This window comes from Dolomitihabitans soli (assembly GCF_022213955.1).
Lineage (GTDB): Bacteria > Actinomycetota > Actinomycetes > Streptosporangiales > Streptosporangiaceae > Streptosporangium_A > Streptosporangium_A soli.
Window position 1 is genome coordinate 68,667 of record NZ_JAKNTW010000003.1, and the last position, 14,740, is coordinate 83,406.

General features: G+C 66.9%; 14 protein-coding genes and 1 pseudogene. 7 read left to right on the forward strand and 8 right to left on the reverse strand.

The annotated features are described in order from the left end of the window. The first annotated feature begins 43 nt into the window (after nucleotides 1-43). On the forward strand, nucleotides 44-193 hold the full coding sequence (locus MBA17_RS08315) for a hypothetical protein (protein ID WP_238495712.1): 150 nt from the start codon (nucleotides 44-46) through the stop codon (nucleotides 191-193). Between the two features lie 115 nt (nucleotides 194-308). Beyond that, nucleotides 309-512 (forward strand): Tn3 family transposase, encoded by a 204-nt coding sequence (locus MBA17_RS50310; RefSeq protein ID WP_455432722.1) that lies wholly within the window; start codon nucleotides 309-311, stop codon nucleotides 510-512. 140 nt (nucleotides 513-652) lie between these two features. Here the strand turns inward: MBA17_RS50310 and MBA17_RS08325 are convergent, their stop codons facing one another. The 5 genes from MBA17_RS08325 to MBA17_RS08345 all read right to left on the reverse strand — a co-directional run bounded on the left by MBA17_RS08325 (nucleotide 653) and on the right by MBA17_RS08345 (nucleotide 6,630). Next, the gene (locus MBA17_RS08325) at nucleotides 653-928 is read right to left on the reverse strand and encodes a hypothetical protein (protein ID WP_238495714.1); all 276 of its coding nucleotides are present in this window, start codon (nucleotides 926-928) and stop codon (nucleotides 653-655) included. Between the two features lie 1,596 nt (nucleotides 929-2,524). Next, complete coding sequence (locus tag MBA17_RS08330) at nucleotides 2,525-3,073, reverse strand: nucleoside triphosphate pyrophosphohydrolase family protein (RefSeq protein ID WP_238495715.1); 549 nt, start codon at nucleotides 3,071-3,073, stop codon at nucleotides 2,525-2,527. Nucleotides 3,074-3,180: 107 nt separating this feature from the next. Beyond that, complete coding sequence (locus MBA17_RS08335; RefSeq protein ID WP_238495716.1) at nucleotides 3,181-4,362, reverse strand: DNA glycosylase AlkZ-like family protein; 1,182 nt, start codon at nucleotides 4,360-4,362, stop codon at nucleotides 3,181-3,183. 338 nt (nucleotides 4,363-4,700) lie between these two features. Further along, nucleotides 4,701-6,014: a B12-binding domain-containing radical SAM protein gene (locus tag MBA17_RS08340; protein WP_238495717.1), complete on the reverse strand. Its 1,314-nt coding sequence runs from the start codon at nucleotides 6,012-6,014 to the stop codon at nucleotides 4,701-4,703. A gap of 16 nt (nucleotides 6,015-6,030) precedes the next feature. Next, nucleotides 6,031-6,630: a dTMP kinase gene (locus tag MBA17_RS08345; protein ID WP_238495718.1), complete on the reverse strand. Its 600-nt coding sequence runs from the start codon at nucleotides 6,628-6,630 to the stop codon at nucleotides 6,031-6,033. A gap of 293 nt (nucleotides 6,631-6,923) precedes the next feature. Here MBA17_RS08345 and MBA17_RS08350 point away from each other — a divergent pair, with 293 nt between their 5' ends. The 4 genes from MBA17_RS08350 to MBA17_RS08365 all read left to right on the forward strand — a co-directional run bounded on the left by MBA17_RS08350 (nucleotide 6,924) and on the right by MBA17_RS08365 (nucleotide 11,438). Then, complete coding sequence (locus MBA17_RS08350) at nucleotides 6,924-7,742, forward strand: GntR family transcriptional regulator (RefSeq protein ID WP_238495719.1); 819 nt, start codon at nucleotides 6,924-6,926, stop codon at nucleotides 7,740-7,742. Then, entirely contained in the window at nucleotides 7,739-8,479 is a 741-nt protein-coding gene (locus MBA17_RS08355) for a PP2C family protein-serine/threonine phosphatase (protein WP_238495720.1), read from the forward strand. The genes MBA17_RS08350 and MBA17_RS08355 overlap by 4 nt, the downstream gene beginning before the upstream one ends. A gap of 150 nt (nucleotides 8,480-8,629) precedes the next feature. Next, nucleotides 8,630-9,301: a 3'-5' exonuclease gene (locus MBA17_RS08360; RefSeq protein ID WP_238495721.1), complete on the forward strand. Its 672-nt coding sequence runs from the start codon at nucleotides 8,630-8,632 to the stop codon at nucleotides 9,299-9,301. A gap of 922 nt (nucleotides 9,302-10,223) precedes the next feature. Next, a complete protein-coding gene (locus MBA17_RS08365; RefSeq protein ID WP_238495722.1) occupies nucleotides 10,224-11,438 on the forward strand; it encodes a cytochrome P450 in 1,215 nt (404 codons plus the stop codon). Nucleotides 11,439-11,614: 176 nt separating this feature from the next. Here MBA17_RS08365 and MBA17_RS08370 read toward each other — a convergent pair. Together MBA17_RS08370 and MBA17_RS08375 are read right to left on the reverse strand one after the other, a co-directional pair. After that, nucleotides 11,615-11,805: pseudogene (locus tag MBA17_RS08370) on the reverse strand (FAD-dependent thymidylate synthase); the annotation flags it as partial. A gap of 34 nt (nucleotides 11,806-11,839) precedes the next feature. Beyond that, nucleotides 11,840-12,595, reverse strand: coding sequence for a hypothetical protein (locus tag MBA17_RS08375; RefSeq protein ID WP_238495723.1), 756 nt, complete (start codon nucleotides 12,593-12,595; stop codon nucleotides 11,840-11,842). Between the two features lie 76 nt (nucleotides 12,596-12,671). On the opposite strand from MBA17_RS08375, the gene MBA17_RS08380 reads away from it, so the two are divergent. Further along, the gene (locus tag MBA17_RS08380) at nucleotides 12,672-13,343 is read left to right on the forward strand and encodes a class I SAM-dependent methyltransferase (RefSeq protein ID WP_238495724.1); all 672 of its coding nucleotides are present in this window, start codon (nucleotides 12,672-12,674) and stop codon (nucleotides 13,341-13,343) included. Between the two features lie 255 nt (nucleotides 13,344-13,598). On the opposite strand, the gene MBA17_RS08385 is transcribed toward MBA17_RS08380, so the two are convergent. Further along, the gene (locus MBA17_RS08385; RefSeq protein WP_238495725.1) at nucleotides 13,599-14,630 is read right to left on the reverse strand and encodes a TerC family protein; all 1,032 of its coding nucleotides are present in this window, start codon (nucleotides 14,628-14,630) and stop codon (nucleotides 13,599-13,601) included. Between the last annotated feature and the right edge of the window lie 110 nt (nucleotides 14,631-14,740).

Below are 14,740 nucleotides of genomic sequence, written 5' to 3' on the forward strand. Positions count from 1 at the left end.
GGCTACCTGCTGCTCTACGGGCAGATGCCCCCCCACACTCGGGGTGGATCGCTTCTACCGGCGAGCCAGGTTCGAGGTCGGTGACGCCGGCGCCCCGATCGACCTGTGGGTCGTCTTCGGCGTTCACTCCCGCATCCAGTCCGGCGCCGACGAGCGCATCTTCCTGCGTCTCACCCGGCCTGCGCGGGCATGACGGCGATGATCACGATAGGCGTGAGACTGACACAATTAACCACGTAATCGGTCACGTCGATTATCTGACCTGACCGCTGCTGATATTCGAGGGCGCCTCCATCGGGCGCGCCCTGATGGAGCTGGGCAAACTCGATCGCTCCACCCACCTGGCCAGCTGCTACGACGACGAACTGCTGCGCCGCCGGGTCAACACTCAACTTAACCGGCAAGAATCCCGCCACACCCTGGCCCGTAAGATCTTCCACGGCCAAAAGGCGAACTCCGGCAGAAGTACGAGGAAGGCTAGGAAGATCAACTTGGCGCTTTGGGATTTATGACCAACGTCTGCATTCTGTGGAACACCGTCTACACGGCCCGCGCTCTGGAAGAAAATGCGCGCCGAAGGCAAGAGAATCTCTGCCGCCGACATCGCCCGACTCTCACCTCTGGGCTTTGAGCATTTCAACATGCTCGGCCGCTACAGCTTCCCCCTGCCGGAACTGGTCCGCGACGGGCAGCTGCGCACGCCCCCGCCCGCCGAGTTACCCCCCTCTTGTTCAGCGCGCGCCGTACGGCCCTCGGCCAGCGTCCGGCGCGCCTGCTCATGCGAGATCCCGGCGCTCGCGCCGATTTTGCGCAGGCCCCACCCCTCACCCCGCGCGTCCGCCATCGCCGCGATCAGCGCTGTGCTGGTCACCTCTTCCAGCATCGCGCGCAGCTCCGATAGCCGGCGCAGCCGTATCGCAGGCGCCAAATCAGCGATCTCACGGCAAAACGATCAGCATCAGAGCGCAGGAACGCCACACCCTCAAACTCCGCCATCGGACAAGACCGGCCTGGTCAAACCCATGGTGTCAACAAATGTGACACTAAGCCCGGCTCGCCGTTCCACTCCTATCGGCACGCCAACCAGTCGCAGCGAACGCGGCCTCTTTCTGGGGCGGGGGAGTGGGGGTCGATGGGAGGGGTGTGGTAACAACGGAGTTCGCCGGTCCATGTGGCTCCGAGGTTCGCTGCTTCGCACGTCGGGCCTGCGGCGGGCGTCGTCACAGCTTGGCGATGTTCAGGCACTCGCCCTTGCCCACCACTTATAAATCTACAATGTAAAGGCGCTGGCTAAGGACAACTTTCTATAACCAGGCCACACAAACATCAGCAGGAGGGCGACAGGCCAGGACGCGCCACCGGCGCGTGCCACGAGCGGGGCGGGACCACTGGTCAGCGCGGCCGTCCACTCGCGGGCCACGCCGCGCCCATCCCCTCGTGCTGGAAGTAGCCCTTCTCCACCCCAACGAGCCGATGCAGGCCCAGTGCGGGATCGCCGAGCTTGGCCACCGGCTTCAACCCGAGGCCTCCGGCAGCGGCGCGGCCTCCAGCTGCAGCTTCCCGCCCCTGATCGTGATGGCCGGGTTGGCGTCCAGCACATCGGCGAGCTGCCGATAGACCTCATCCAGGTCGACCGCGAGTTTACGCAGGTGGCGCTCTGCAGGTCCGCGATCCCGGCGAGAGCACCCCGCCTGCCCGCGACCCCGCCCAACGCACTCTGCAGGCTCGTGAGCTGGGCGAAGACACCCTGCGTGCCCGCGACCCGGCTCAACCGTAACTTTGATGGCTTGATGGCGTGAGTTACCCGGCGGTATTTGGCGTCTTGCTGCTGGGGCCGCTCAGTGGGTGCGGCGGGGTTGGGCGAGGACACCGGTGATCTTGGCGATGGCCTCGCGCGGTCGTCGTGCAACGGCGGACGACGTTCCCGTCCTCGGTCACCAGCCACGCCGAACCGTCGCCCTGCTCCCCGAAGTAGTAGGCCTGAGCCTGCCTATATCGTGCGCTCAGCGCCTGGCACAATCTGAGCACGTCCTCGTGGCGCTCGCTGTCACACGGATCACACCATGGCCCGATGACCAAGGTGCAGCCGTTCACTTCGGGGCTGACGTAAACCTGGGACAGCTGATGACGATGGTCCGGATCGCCGTGTGCATCAGCGTCGATCATGTCCCTGGCTTGGGCAAAGGTGATCGGCCTTGATGCGGACAATCCGAGAATCTCCATGACACCGCCTGATCACCCGTGGGCACTGCAATCCAATAGTTCCAGCAGGTCCACACCGGCTCAGGCCAGTCTTTGGTTTCAGCCCGCACAGGGGCAACTATGCCGGATCGGCCAGCGGAGCACAGCGTGGAAGGTCTTCGCAGGGCGAGCGCATCGTTTCACCAGTGCGTCCGCGGGCTGGTGCCCTTTTTGTGGTGGGCGGGCGCTTGCGAGCCTCGCCGGCGGACACCAGGATGCGTCCGACGTTGTGACGGGGCCTGCTGCCGCCGATCGCGGACGTCAGGGTTCGGCAGGAGGGCTGTTATCGCCAGGTGCGGTTGTTGTTGCGCTCTTCTTTGGCTCGCCATGCGTCTTCGAGGGTGACATGGATGAGGTTGGCGATGGCGGCCAGGAGGATCGTGATGCGGGCACATGTGTCGGCGATGGCGACGGTGCGTCCGTGGGGATCGGTGGGGTTGCCGTTGCGTTTGCGGATTGCGCGGAACAGTTCGCCGGTCTCGTGCCCAAGACGCAGACACAGGTCGGCGAGGCCGAGCGTGGCCAGGTCGGTCCCGGCCGCGTAGTCCTGGACGCCGCCGAGTGAGCTGCCAAGACCGATTACACGGCCGGTTTCATGAAGTGCTCTGGCGCGGACCGCGTCCGTGAGGATGACGTTGGTGCGGTTGGCGATCGAGGCGAGCAAGATCGTCACGTCGACGCACTCTTCGGCGATCACGGTGGTGGGACCGGAGGGGTTGGAACTGAACGCTCCGGCGGCGTCGAACAGCTCACCGACTTCCTCGCCGAGTTTGAGGCACTGGGAGTCCAAGCCGAGGCCTGACAGGCCGCGCTCGATCTCCATCTTCGCCACGTACTCCTGGAGATCGGCGAGTGAGGCTTCCTGGGGCAACGGTTCCATCGGGCCATCCCTGGTGTGTCTGAGAAGAGGTTGCGACGCTAGCGGCCGGTGATGGGCCCCTAGCCGCCGGAGTTGGTGACGGCGAGCTGCCCGACGCTGACGTCGGAGACCTGTGCGGTGCCGGATGCCCATCCCTGGCGGAGCGTGCCGGTCAGGGCCTCGGCCCGCCGGGCGATCGTCTTCCGGTCGGCCGGGCTGACCCGGCCCCGGACGAGTGAGACCTCGACGCTGCGGCAGGTGGGGTTCCATTCCCAGGTGCCGACGATCCGACCGTTGATCATGATTCCGGGTAAGGCCTCGCCGATCTGGTTGAACGCCCGGCGTGGGGGGAGGTCGCCAAGGTAGCGTCCGCGAGTCTGGAAGTAGCTCTTGAGCGCGGTGTCCTCGTGCGCGAGCAGATTCACTCCGGTCGCCGTCGGGGTGGAGGCCTGGAACTCCTCGAACCGGTCGGCGAACATCAGGCAGTCCGCTTGTGCCCAGGGTGTACGGATCCGGACGAGCTCGCGGCCGGAGGCGGCGAGTCCGGTGAGGATGTCGGTGGCCGACAGCCCGGACCACCAGGTGGCGTCGCGCACGGTGGCGGGCCCGTACCGGTCGAGGTAGGCGGTGACGAGGGCGGTGATCGCGGCGTCGCGATCCAGGCCGAGGTTCAAGCCGGGGATCGAGGAGGCCACCGCGAAGGTCCTCTTCTCCCGGTTCCACACCCTAGTGGCGTTGCGGTAGACGATCTGGCCGCCCTCCCACGCCCTTTTGATCGCCAGCCGTCCAGTCGGGACGCCTACACCATCCTGGGCCAGGCGCTGTTCGATGGCCCGGTGACCGAGCGGGCCATCGGCCAGCAACGCCAGGAGCCGGTCTACGGCGCCGGCGATGGTCTGTTCGGACAGGCCGGCCTTTACGATGGCGCGGCGAGCGTCGCGGTCGCGGAACCGCAGTGTGGCGGCGTGCGCGATCGCGGCGAGGCCCAGCGGGAGAGCATGGAGGGTCTTGCGCATGCACCGGACGGTCAGCAGCGTGTCCTGGACCGGCGCGGTGAACAGGCTGGTGGGCACAGCAGCGCCGGTGCTGCGGGACGCAATGATCCCGTAGGGCGAAGGGAGCCGGGCGGCGTGCAGACCGAGCGCGGCGTCGGAAATCTGCGCGACCGTTTCCAGCCGAGTGTGGTCAGCCAAGCCCTGCCGGGCGAGCAGGTGCTCCCACAGAGCGGCCGCTTTGGCCTCGCTCAGAGTGTAGGTGGCCATTCCTGGGAGCAGTGAGGAGGACGGGGCCACATGGGGAGCTTAGATGAGACGAGACTTCAGGGGCGGAGCATTGGCCGAGTTCGCCAGCCGGGCCGAACCACATCTTGCCCACACCGACGTCACCGGGCCTCGATCCCCGCGGCCAAAGGTGCGGGCGTTATTTCCTAGGCAGGACGGTAGGAGCGGCCCATCACCATGTCTCAGTCTCCACCTGATTTACCGGCATCACCACGCTCGCGAACCGCTCGATGCTGGACCAGCCACACATACCGGACAGGTTGTCAGCACCGGAGAATGCGAATGGAAGGGCGAACTCGGCTCGGGAGGATGTATCAGTCTTATGGGCCCCAGGTGGCGTCGACGAAGGTGCGGAGCCGGAGGTAGGAGGATTCGACCTCGGCCCACTGGTTGTCGTCGCCCCACCAGCGCAGAGTGTTGTGGTGGATGTGGAATCTCGACCAGTCGCCGTCCCAGCCCGGCTGCTGGTGGGTGCCGGAAATCCCGTACTTGTCGGGGTCGGCGTACACCTGTGTGCCGGGTAACGGTACGAACCTGAACAGGGCAACCCGCGACAGGTTCGGAGCAAGCTCCTCCAGTAGCGACAGGGTTTCGTCGGTCGTCTGTTCGGTCTCGCCGGGGTAGCCGTGGATGACGAACACCTTCGCGCCGATCCCCGCGTCCGCGGTCGCCAGGATCGCGTCGCGGATCTGGGCACGGGTGATTCGCTTGCGCATCGCCGTCAGCAGCAGCTCGCTGCCGGACTCCATTCCGTACTTGACCTCGATGCATCCCGAGGCGGCCATCTTCTTCAGCAACGGGCCATCGACGGTGTCGACCCGCGACAGGGCTGACCATCGCAGTTTCAGGTCGGCGATCGCCTCGCAGATCTCTCCAACCTTGCCCTTGTGGACGATGAAGTTGTCGTCCACGATCGCGAACCCCTCGATCCCGTAGGCGTCGATCAGGTGGATGAGCTCGCGACGCGCGGAGGCCGCTCCCCGATACTGGAGCCGGGACTGAGCGGCGGCGCAGTAGGTGCATGGGAACGGGCAGCCACGCGAGAACATCACGTGCGCCATCGTCGTGTCAGTGCCGGCGAGCCGGTCGGACAGCACGACGTGCTCGCGGGGGAGCAGGTGCCGGGCGGGCAGCGGCAACTCGTCGATGTTGCGCATCAAGACCCGGCTCGGCCCCTGCACGATCTGCCCGTCCCCGTTCGGACAGTAGATGCCGGGGATTCCGGTGAAGTCCCGGCCGCCGTCCACGCCGCGATCCAGCAGCTGCAGAATGATCTCCTCCGATTCGCCGTCAGCGACGACGTGCGCAGCGAAATCGGTCAGGGATTCGATCGGGTAGAAGTTAGCGTGCACCCCGCCTACCATGATCAGCGCATGGTCGGCGAATGTGGAGGTCCGGCGCGCCGTGAGCATCAGCCCGTAGGTCGCCGACGAGGCGAGGCTGAATCCGACCGCGTCGAACCCGCTCAGCTCCAGTCGGGTCCGGGACGGCGTGACCGCCTCGATCACGACCTCGTGGCCGCCCTGCTCGATCACCGCTGCCAGATACAGCACCCCGAACGGCGGGAACTCCTTACGAGCCTCCTTGTAGCGGGCCATGTCGTACACCTCGGGGTACAGCAACACCACGCGCATGACACCCACCTCTTTCTCAGCCGCCCCGCGAGAGCGCGAGAAGTTCGCCGACGAGAGCCAGGACGGTGACGGTGACCTGCTCCGCGGTGCGGTCACCGATGTCCAGGCTGATCACTGGGTAGCCGAGCGATGTCAGGAGGCCGGCGGCCTGCTCGTACAGGCCGGCCTCGGTAGACGCCGCAGCGACGCCGCCCTCGTGGAAGCGGCTGTAGGTGCCCCGTCGGGCAGCCCGTTCCCTGCAGGTGGCCGGATCACCGGTCAGCAGGACCGCAAGGTCCGGGGCGAACATGTGCCGGTAGAGCGTCGTGATGAATGCGGGGTCCGCGCCATCCATCTGGTCCAGGACCAGCGCGGTCGGCACGTACCGATCACACACCACAACCCGCCCGGCCTCCAGCGCCGGGAGGATGACCTCGTCCTGGTGATGGTGCCGGTCGGCCGCCATCAGGAACGTCAGCGCCAGGCCGTGCAGCTCATGCGTCGCCGATCGCGCCAGCCTCCCCATCGGCGAATGCGACGGCTGCCCCGTGGCCACCACCGCCGCCCCACGCTGGACGAGCATGTCGGCGAGCAGGCGGCAGACCTCGCTCTTGCCAACCCCCGACGGCCCGTCCACCACAACCAGGAGACCCGGCCGACCGTGCAGGGGTGCCCTCGGCGCCGAAGGATCAGTGCTGAACCTCGGAGCCGAGCTGGAGGGCGAGGACATCGAGCGACTCCTTCGCACGAAGGAAGCGGCGCGTGCACTACATGACGTTCGGACCGGAAGCGCATATCCAAATGAACGATGTCCCCCCGCAGGGTGTCGGCGGGCCGGCTTCCCTGCAGGGAGCGATAGTCTTGGGACAATAGTCAGCCTGTACCACGATCCTGTCAATTATCCCAAGACAATTATTGAAATGAGGCTGCGTGGTGACCGTGCACTCGCGCTACTTGGATATCGCCGCCCAGATCAGGGCGCGGATTGAGGCCAGCGAGTGGGAGCCGGGAGCCAAGCTTCCGCGCCTGGACGACTTCGCGGTGGAGTATGCCGCAAACCGGGACACGATCGGCAGGGCGATCGGAGTTCTGGAGTCGGAGGGTTTCGTCTGGGCGGTGCAGGGGCGGGGGATCATCGTCCGGCACGGCATGATGCGGCTGCGCAGGCCACGGGGGAATCTGGTGAAGCGGAACGTCGCCACTGACAGCCCCGGCTACTCCTTCCCCTCGGCATCCGGCCAGGAGGTGTGGAAGCATCACATCCAGCCCCTCGCGTCCCTCGAACCGCTGACCGACCCGCGAATCGCGAAACTGCTGTGCGTCCCGGTGGGCAGTTCGGTGATGCGCCGTTTCCGGGTCACCGGGCCCGAGTCGGAACCTCCGTTCCAGATCAACATTTCGTGGATTCACCCCCGTGGTGTCGCTGATGCCCCCGAGGTCGATTCTCAGGCCCCCGGACCGGGGGACTGGCTATACCGGCTGGAGATGTCCGGTCATTGGCCCATCAGCTGGATGGAGATCCACAGAGCTCGGATGCCGACCAAAGATGAAGCCGGCCTGCTGGAGATTCCGACCAGTCTGCCGGTGTTGGAGATCGTGCGGGTGGGAACGTCGGGGGGCGATGGAAATGCCATTGAGGTGACCGAGTACATCGTGGCCAGTGATCGGGTCGAAACCGTACACGTACTGCACCGCGACGATTCCGCACAAGATCCATGGTCTGACGACATCGGCACGGCAGGCGCATGACCATGCCCCTCACTGTTGAGGCTGCTGCCCGTACCCACATCGGGCTTGTGCGCCGACGTAACGAGGACGCCGTCTACGCGGGCCAATCGTTGTTCGCAGTCGCCGATGGTCTCGGCGGTCACATCGCCGGCGACATCGCCAGCGCCACCGTGATCGAAGCGCTGCAAGCTCACGACCGTCAGGCGGACCCGGCGGACCTCCCCGTAATCCTCGGACGAGCCGTCCACGCCGCGAATGAGGCCCTGCGGCGCAGGATCGAAAGAGAACCAGACCTGGTGGGCATGGGCACGACACTGGTGGCGATGCTGTGGTCCGAGTCGGCGGCGGTCGTGGCGAATGTGGGCGACTCCCGCGCCTACCTGCTGCGCAATACCGGCTCCACCGGTAGCGGGACTTCGCAGATCGTCCAGATCACCGAGGATCACACTTACGGGAATCTGGTGGCCGACGCCGCCGGCGTGCCGAACCTGCCCGCGCGCATAGCCCGCTTCCTCGACGGCCGGGCCGATGGACGCTCACCCGACCTCACCACCCGGGCACTCCGTCCCGGTGACCGGTTCCTGCTGTGTTCGGACGGGCTGAGCGCGGTAGCGCCACACGAGCTCATCCGAGACATTTTGAGCTCATCCAGCGATCCGGGAGAAACAGCCGATCGCCTTATCGCGCTGGCCACCGATTACGGCGGTCCGGACAACATCACCGTGATCGTCGCCGACGTACGGGAAGTTCACCCCTAGCAGGTCCCGGGGAATCGGCGCAGGTTCCGGCAGGGCCTGTGAGAAGGTGTTTTCGACTTCGCGTGTCCGCGTCGCGACCGAGGGAGTTCTTCGATGGTCAGTGACAGGGACGGTAGGTAGGGCCTGGCTGCGGGGGAGAGGTGGGGGAGCGTGCACGGCCTGGGCGGCAGCGATCTGGTCGGCGTCACATGGGCGGTCATCGACTTCGAGGGGCTGACTCCGGCCGGGAGGTCGCCGGAGCCGGTCGAGGTCGCCGTGGTGGCCGGCCGCCTGACCGGTGAGGGCGCCTGGGTGGAGAGCGGACGGTTCGCCTCGCTCATGCGGCCGCCCGCCGACGTGGCCGTGACCGCGTTCGACACGGCGCAGACGGGCATCACCGCGGCGATGCTCGCCGGCGCGCCGTCCGCGGGCCGGGTGATGGCGGCGCTGGATGCCCGCTTCGACGCGCCGCCGTACCGGCTGGTGGCGCACTCGGCGCACACCGAGGCCACGTTGATCGGCGGTCAGCGCCGCCACTGTCCGGCCCTGGCCGCCATCCCGCTGATCTGCACCGTTCGCCTGGCGCGGGCCGTGCTTCCCGAGCTGGGCTCGCACACGCTCGATCGCGTCGCCCGCCATCTCGGGCTACCGATCCCGGCCGACCGGCACCGGGCCTTGGCCGACGCCGAGTTGACGGCGCAGGTGTTCACCCGCCTGGCCATGGGGGGCGCCCGTGCCGGCCGCTGGCGCACCCTGCTGGAGCTGCAGGCCGCCGGTGGCGTCTACGTCAAACCGGAGCCCAGCCGCCAGGCCGCCCAGGCTGTGCAAAACGAGCTGTTCTGACGCCTGGCTCACCAGCGGATGCGTACTGGAGCGGTCGGCGGCCAGCACATGAACTCGTGGAGAGGACGCCTGCTCAGCGCATGGTGGTGGTCCAGTCCCTGCTGCTGAGGTGGAATGCGCCGCGGGCGCCGTACACGAGGTTGCTGCCGCGCGTGATCCACATGTGGCGGATTCGTCGAGCATCGTCCACAGGCCCCTGTGCCCGGATTGGGCGATGACGGGCGGCTCGTCGCCGTGCGCGACGGCGTGGGCCCAGGTGCCGTCGGGGTGGGTCATGGTGGTGGTGGTGGTGGTGGTGGTGCGGCCGTCGGAGGTTTCGGCGTAGTGGTGGCGGATGCCGGGGGCGAGAAGTTCCAGCAGGGTGGCGGCCTCGGAGGGCGGCGATGCCGCACCGCATGAACAGCGCCTCGCAGAGGTTTTCCACGATGCCCGGATGATCGGGATCCATGGGGAAAGACATCCTGGTGTACGGCTGGGGGCGGGCACCCCGCTCTCCGGGATGTAGCGGCTGTCTGCGTCCAGGAACCAGGTCATCAGGGCAAGGCCGAAGGGTCTTATCGACGAACAGCGTGGCATCCATCACCCAACCGCCCTCGGCGCGAGGCTGGCGATAGACCCCCCAGCCGAAGGAGTGATAGCCCATCCAGTTTGTCGATGCTCTGCGCCTCCACGAACGTGAGCTCGTGCGGCGGCACGACTGTCACCATCGACAGCATCGCGTAGAGATCCACGCCGTGGCCGATGTTTCTCCGTGGGCCCGGTGGCACTCGCGGTACGGGCCTCCTGCCACGGGGGGCGGGCCGTCGGCCAAGACTGCGTACAGCGACACCGTTCGAAGGATGTGGCCAACGAGACATTGACCGGCTGCGGGCTGCTTCGTACGTTCAGGGGGCTCGTTGGACGGCATCGCCAGGAGGCGATCATGACAGCACGGTCCAGCACCACCTGGCCCTGGCCGGACCTTCCACCCGGCCCGTTCGGGACACCCTCCCCTGACCTGGTCCGCAGGCTCGCCCAGGCTCCGATGGAGCCCACCACGATGCCCAGCGGAGACTGCGTGCCCATGATCGTCAGGTACGAGGACGTCCGTACCGTTCTCACCTCGCCGGCCGGCAGCCGGAACCTGCGGGCACCCGGTCTTCCCAGAATGGTCAGCGGCACGGCCCTCGAGGACGACCCCGCGGCGCTGATCAATCAAGACCCACCGGAGCACACGCGTTACCGCCGCATCATGCAGGGCACCTTCACTCCCAGGCATATCGAGCGCTGGCGGCCTCGCGCGGCGGCGATCGCCAACGAGCTGATCGACTCGGCCGGCCTGGAGTTCGACATGGTCGCAGATTTCGCCCTGTCGCTGCCCGCCCGGGTGATCTGCGAGATGCTCGGCGTCCCGATGGACCGGTTCGAGCAGTTCCGCGGTTGGACGGAGACGTTCCTGTCCACCTCCGAGGCAAGCGCCGAGGCCAGGGGAGAGGGTTTCGCCGCGTTCATGGCCTACGCCGGCGAGCTGATCGCGGCGCACCGGGTCCGGCCAGGCGACGATCTCATCGACCTGCTCATCGAGGCGCGTGACGAAGGGGACAGGCTGAGTGAGGCGGAGCTGACCCACATGGTCTTCACGCTGATCATGGCCGGGCATGAGACCACCGCATCGATCATCATCCGGGGCGCATTCCGCCTTCTGTGCCACCCTGAGCAGTACGCGCAGCTGGCGGCCCGGCCCGAGCTCCTGGAACCGGCGGTGGAGGAGATTCTTCGCTACGAAGGTCCCGGCGGAAACGGCCTGCTCAGGCTGGTAACCGAGGACATCGAGCTGCCCAGCGGCGCGATCTCCAAGGGCACCGTCGTGCTGCCCAACCCCACAGGCGCCAACCACGACCCGTCGGCGTTCGACGATCCACTGCAGTTCGACATCCAGAGGTTCGCCGGGACGGCACCTAACCCGCACCTGGCGTTCGGCCACGGTCCCCACTACTGCCTGGGGGCCAATCTGGCCAGGATGGAACTGCAGGAAGCCTTCCGCGCCTTGGTTACGCGGCTGCCCACCCTCCGTGCGCAAGAGGACTTGTCGACACTGCGCTGGACCAATGACGGACTGATCTATCGTCCCCTACGGCTCCCGGTCAAGGGAGGCTGAGGTACGGATGATCCCCCACGAGTACTCACCTGTGGCTTGAACTGCATGGGTGGAATTTCGGCAGGCGCGCGGCAGCGAGGACACCGGACTCGACCTGCACCAGCTCCGCGACAGCGCCACCACCCACGTCCGTGAAGTCGAAGCCCCCCGGTCACCTCGTCATGAGCAAGAACCGGCACACGAACCCTCGCACGCGCCGACGGCGGTGCGCGCCTCGATAGCGTGCGCACGTTCGCGGTGCACACCAGCCCGGTCGCCACGCCCTCGGGGGCGAACCTGCGCATGAACGACGTGCGGTGCTTCTTCTCCGAAACGGCACGCCCTCCTCGTCGAGCCTGAAGTGATCGGCCATCCACAGCTGGAACTGCAGAGGACCGGCCTGGCCCGCGGCGGGAGCATGATCAAGGCGGACATCGCCAAGCTGGTACGACTACTGCGCTCACCACGGCCTGCCCGAGGAGATACCTCCCGACCGTGACAACCGCCCTATCCCGATCGGCCGGTTCCGCAGCAACCTGGCCTGGTTCATCGCGCGCAAGCCCCGCGGCCTGGTCGCCGCCGCGATCCAGTACGGACACGTCCACGTCAAAATGACTCTTGGTTACAGCGGCACCTATGACTCCGGCTTTCCCGACGAACTCGCCTTCGAGCAGTGGCTCCACCGCATCGAGCAACTCGTCGAGGCCGACCGACGGCTCCAGGCCGGTGAACACGTCAGCGGCCCGGCCGCAGACGCCTGCAAACAGCGGGTTCAGGTGGGCGCCACCAAGTTCAGCGGGCGCGTGCTGCGCACCTCCCGAGAGGCACAGGACCTGCTGGGCAACCTCGACCTCCAGATCGTCAAGGGCATGGGCATGACGTGTGTCCCTGACCCGGACAAAGCGCTCTGCCAAATGAAGTTCGGGGAAGACGACGCCCGCTTCACTCCTGACGTCGACGACTGTCGTCCCCGCTGCGGCAACATCGCTCGCGCGGACGCCGACATTGCCGAGATCGAGCAGAAGATTGCCGAACTCCGCGTGCTCGTGGCCGATCCGCTCGCGCCCGTCCTCCGCCACGACCGAGAACAACGCGAGCTGGACCGGTTGGAACGCCTCGTTGCCCACCACGAGCGAGGCCGGGATCGCGCTCCAACCGGATAGGTCAACTGCGGCCAACCCAGGCGACGCGACAACCGAGGCAGACACACCAAGGGAGCCGCAATACGCCCCGAAAGGGCCGCGAGCGTGAGTAGTGATCGTTAAGGTGATTATTATGGCGCTATTGTCTCATCTCGCCCGTTTCAACCAGCGGCACCCGTGGAGCCACAACGACCACTACGGACGCTGGATCGCTGACCAGGTGGCTGCGTCCGGAGCCCGCCACGTCCTTGACGTCGGGTGCGGCACGGGCAACCTTGCCGCGCTGCTTCGCCATCGCGGCGCTACCGTCACCGGGCTCGAACCCGACCCAGCGACCGCCCGCGCCGCGGCGGAGCGCTTCACTGACGAGCCCAAGGTCGCCATCGTCGAAACCGACTTCGCCGGGCGTGACCCGCAGCAGCGGTGGGATGCCGTCACCATCGTCGCCGTCCTGCACCATCTCCCGCTGGCGCCCACCCTGCGTGAACTACGCGACTGTCTTGCCCCGGGCGGGCGTCTCGTGATCGTCGGCTGCTATCGGGAGGCCGGGTCCGCCGATCTACTCGCCTCCCTGCTGGCGTTGGCCGCCAACCCGATCATGGGGCTGGTCAAGCACCCGGGCCGCGCCGATGCGCCGCCCTTGCACATGACGGCGCCCACCGCCGAGGCGCAGGAGACTCTGGCCGACATCCGGGACGCGGCCGCGCAGGAATTGCCCGGCGCCCGGATCCGGCGTCGCCTGTTCTGGCGATACACCTTGGTTTATGACGCCCCGCCGCGTTGACACCGGTAACCAGCCGAAACGCACCTCCACAACCCTTCTCTGCCAGCCTGCACCTTACGATCGCAACCCATCATGGAAGCACCCGTGTCCACACGCGAGACCAATGAGCCGAACGGGACGCGATCGCGGCCGCCGCCCAGCGGCTGCTCGTTGGTCAGCCTGCCCGCTCCACTGGCGCGCTGACCGTCACCCAGCTCGCAATCGAAGCCGGCGTCACTTTGGCGGCGTGCCCGCCACGGCTAAGCGCCCCGCGAGTTAACCGTCCGAGGGTGGGACGGTGGCACGTTGGAGATCGCGGCGGGCAGCGCGGCGGTTGGCGTGCACGCTCGTGATCGTGACGGTCGTCAGGACCACGATGATGACCCCGAGCGAGATCAGGGTGGGGATTTCCGGGACTGCAGGCCAGATGTCGTGCGCCCAGTGCAGGAGGAGTTTGAGCCCGATGAAGCCCAGGATGACGCCGAGCCCGTGGTTCAGGTGCCGCAGCTTCTCCAGGACGCCCACTAGCACGAAGTACAGCGCCCTCAGCCCGAGCAGGGCGAAGGCGTTGGTGATGAAGACGAGGAAGGGGTCTTCGGTCACGCCGTACACTGCGGGCACCGAATCGACCGCGAAGACGATGTCGGTGGCGAAGACGGCCACGATGGCCAGTGTCAGCGGGGTCAGGGCGCGCCGGCCGCCCTCTCGAACCACCAGGCGGGAGCCGCAGTAGTCGTTGGTGACCGGCATGAAGCGCCGCAGCAGCCGGATCGTGCGCATGGAGGAGATGTCAACCTCCTGCTTTTTGCCGCTGAGCGCGTCCTTGAGGATCTTCCACGCGGTGACGATCAGGATTCCGCCGAACAGCAGGAACACCCAGGTGCCGCTCTGCAGCGCGGCCGCGCCCAGGGCGATGAAGACCGCGCGTAGCGCCAGTGCCCCGATGATGCCGTACAGCAGCACCCGCCGGGCCAGCCGGCGTGGCACCGCGAAGGCGGACAGCAGCAGCATGAACACGAAGAGGTTGTCCACCGACAACGACTTCTCCACCACGTACCCGGTGTAGAACTCCACCGACGCCTGCGACCCGAACGCACGCCACGCGTAGAGGCCGAAGAGCAGGGGAAGCGCCAGGTAGAAGACCGACCAGCTCACCGCCTCACGCATTCGCACCTCGTGTGGGCGTCGCGTCAGGACAAAGTCCACGCCCAGCAGCAGCACCAAGCCGGCAACGGTGAACGCCCACAACTGTGGTGAGCCGATCGTCTCCAGCGGGGCGGCCATCATCAGACTTGTAGGGGCGGGCATGGAACCTCCCCGAACGCGACGGGCCGTTCGAGGTCTCCTTCACCCACACCGCGCGGGCGGCCGCCCGGGGACGAGGTCACGTCCGTACTGACCGGACCGGCTCTTGGGAA

Excerpts from the sequence above, each read along its gene's own strand:
- MBA17_RS50310 (WP_455432722.1), top strand. The coding sequence starts at position 309 with ATGGAGCTGGGCAAACTCGATCGCTCCACCCACCTGGCCAGCTGCTAC.
- MBA17_RS08335 (WP_238495716.1), bottom strand. The coding sequence starts at position 4,362 with ATGGCCACCTACACTCTGAGCGAGGCCAAAGCGGCCGCTCTGTGGGAG.
- MBA17_RS08340 (WP_238495717.1), bottom strand. The coding sequence starts at position 6,014 with ATGCGCGTGGTGTTGCTGTACCCCGAGGTGTACGACATGGCCCGCTAC.
- MBA17_RS08355 (WP_238495720.1), top strand. The coding sequence starts at position 7,739 with ATGACCATGCCCCTCACTGTTGAGGCTGCTGCCCGTACCCACATCGGG.
- MBA17_RS08365 (WP_238495722.1), top strand. The coding sequence starts at position 10,224 with ATGACAGCACGGTCCAGCACCACCTGGCCCTGGCCGGACCTTCCACCC.
- MBA17_RS08385 (WP_238495725.1), bottom strand. The coding sequence starts at position 14,630 with ATGCCCGCCCCTACAAGTCTGATGATGGCCGCCCCGCTGGAGACGATC.